Origin of the sequence: Bartonella sp. CL63NXGY (assembly GCF_042194905.1) — a bacterium.
Lineage (GTDB): Bacteria > Pseudomonadota > Alphaproteobacteria > Rhizobiales > Rhizobiaceae > Bartonella.
In genome coordinates, this window is sequence record NZ_JBHINK010000045.1 from 1 (window position 1) to 2,809 (window position 2,809).

Below are 2,809 nucleotides of genomic sequence, written 5' to 3' on the forward strand. Positions count from 1 at the left end.
ACAAAAAGGGCTGTTCAAGCGCTTCTTGACACTGCGCTGTGGTATGACAGCACCTGGACGACAAATCGGCAAGTTTTCAGCTTTATGATTTCCACACCAGCCTCCCCCCACATCATATTTATAGCGAAATCCCGCTTGGAGCATGCAAGCATCAATGGTTGCATTTGCATTATTACTGAGCTTTCTACTTTCTGGATCCTTATCATAAGGGGTTGGCATACCGCATTCTAACAAGGCTTTTCCTATCTCCGTAAAATCTGCTCCTGGCTTCTCCCATGCCCCTATAGAAGATATGGGAGTTTTATTAAACTGGCACCCAGCTATACTTAACAAAGTTACAGCACTTAATAATTTTACGATGTGTTTCATTTTTTACTCCATTATTTAATTCAAGGTTTTTGTTCACGATGAGATGTGCCATAGCGCCATGTACACTTATCACTCGCATCTCCAAGACAGGTATGGGAGCTTATGGGATTTGTAGCCACTCTCAACCATTCTGTCCAAACATTACTGCCAGCAGGGAGTGTCCCGTAGGTATAGCCATTGCCACCAATAATTCTGCTTACAAAGTCATATCTATTCCCATCAAAGCCAATAGTGGTTTGTTTGCCATCACTCACATAACCTAACAGACCGGATGCAACTAAAACATTAAAGGCTGGTCCATAGAAATTGATATTCGTGTTGTCGGCTATACCGTGCACACCTTCTTGTTTGAAAGAATTCAGCATATTCCCCAATGTCATTGTCCCGCGACTATGTCCATAAAGTTCTAATCCTGTAAGACCATAGCTATACATCAAATCTTTTGCTTCTTGTGTTGAATTGGTCAAACCCCAAAAGTTATTTTCCATAAACTTCTGATAGCCCGCGACTAGAAGTTCTGAGATAGCAGAATCGGCTTGAGGGAACACCACAAAATAAAGCGGTTCATTTTTATCCTTCGCATGTTGAACCGCATAAACAGCGGCTTCCTCTGGTGGAGTAAAGATGCCATTAAAGGACACATGCACCTTGCCATCAGCACCTTTTTGTAAATTCTGTTGTTCTTCAGGCGTTAAATAATGTGCGTGAGAAAACAATCCCGTCATTACAAGAAAGACTTAAGGCTTGCATTCAGATGCATTTTTATACCTTTTACAAAACGGGCTGTTTAAGCGCTTTTCGACACTTCTCTTCGGGATGACAGCACCAGGCTGACAAATGGGCAAATTTTCGGCTTTATAGTTTTGACACCAAGTTCCTCCCCATTTATCTTTATAGTGGAATCCTGCTTGAACCATACAGGCATCAATTGTTGCCCATCCATTATTGTTTACCTCTTTATTTTCTGAATCAGGATCGATAAGACTCGGCATTCCACATTCTAATAAGGCTTTTCCTACCTCAGTAGAATCTGCTCCTGTCTTCTCCCACATATTCACGTACCCTGGAGCAGGTTTGTCAATGTTTTCAATGTCACATCCAGCTATACTTAATAAAACTATCCCACTCAATAGTTTAAACAGTGTATTCATTTTTTTCTCCATAAATAACCTAAACCTAAATTATCTAAAATTGCATAAGGTGCATAAATTTTTGTATTATCATTATGATGTGCTCCATAATCACGTTTACATGCTGCCGACGCATTACCATAACACCTATGGGTGCTAGATTTAAAGCCGCCTAGAGCTTTCCCTTGCTCTATCATTGGAGTTGCTGGTGGAAATATTGCATAAGGGAACCTTAAGGGTGCCTTATAAAAAGTAGGTAGATTGTGACCAATTCCTGTACCAATGGGATCGAATATATGGTTTTGTAAATAAATATGATCTTTTTTACCATCACTCACATAATATAGTGCATTCGCTATTGATTGAGAGTTATCAGCTGGTCCAAAAAGATAGATATCTGTTTTTTCTGCTATACCGTGAATGCCACGTTGTTCAAAGTCACGCATTCCATTGCCCACTGTCAAACTACCACGGCTATGCGCACTAACAATCGCCCCTGTATTGCCATAACGATAGATAAAATCTTGTAACTTCTTGGTCGAATTACTCCATCTCCCAAAATACTCATAAATCGCTACTCCGATCTCTACGAGCCTGTCTTTAGCTTGTGGGTGGTATGTAAAATAAAGGGGCTCATGCTCATTATCAGCTAACTGAACCGCATTACGCGCTGCCTCATCGGGTGTGTTAAAAATACCATTATAGAACATACGCCTGTTGCCATCAGAGCCAGCTTGTAAATACTGCTCATCTTCAGCATTTAAAAAGTGATACAGAGTGATATATTCTCCATCGCTGTCTTTTATATACTCTCCATTTTCATCGGTTAAATAGAGTACTTTGCCATTTTCATCATGCGCAATCTCACCTACTGGATGCTCTTTAACATTTGCGACTTCGCGCACTTTGTCCCAGTATCCCAATCCTTCATCCGATAAATCATTGATCATATCTACGCGATTATGCACTGCTCCCTCAAGCGGTGCGACATCTAGCTGTCCTACAGCTTGGTGGGCTGCTGCGGTGTTGCGGTTGAGAGAGCCAATGATTTGTCCAGCATCTTCCCCCATCGCCCTCTGTCCAGTTGTATCAGTAAGGATGATAGTCCCATCGCTGATAGCAGATTTGGTTTCCCCTTCTGCTCCATCCTTGGCTTTGCCGTGATTTAAAACATTCTTGGCAATGTTCTTTATCGTGTCATTCCCAGAAATGCTAAACCCATGGCTGCTGGCTTTAGCATGCGCACCGTTGCTGATATCACTGGTGCTAATGCTTCCTGTGGTCAGGCTGTTTTTTTCTGCCGGCGCGGT

Annotated in this window: 3 protein-coding genes and 1 pseudogene; all 4 read right to left on the reverse strand. The window is 41.8% G+C overall.

Features of this window, described 5'->3' with window-relative positions; translation table 11 throughout:
• Positions 1-369, reverse strand: a 369-nt coding sequence (locus ACFIK0_RS08980) for a hypothetical protein (protein ID WP_375663859.1), incomplete at its 3' end; no start/stop codon positions are given.
• Positions 370-389: 20 nt separating this feature from the next.
• Positions 390-1,094, reverse strand: coding sequence for a filamentous hemagglutinin (locus ACFIK0_RS08985; protein ID WP_375663860.1), 705 nt, complete (start codon positions 1,092-1,094; stop codon positions 390-392).
• Between the two features lie 12 nt (positions 1,095-1,106).
• A complete protein-coding gene (locus ACFIK0_RS08990) occupies positions 1,107-1,520 on the reverse strand; it encodes a hypothetical protein (RefSeq protein ID WP_273791328.1) in 414 nt (137 codons plus the stop codon).
• A pseudogene (locus ACFIK0_RS08995) lies at positions 1,517-2,809 on the reverse strand (filamentous hemagglutinin); the annotation flags it as partial. The gene ACFIK0_RS08990 and the pseudogene ACFIK0_RS08995, both read right to left, overlap by 4 nt.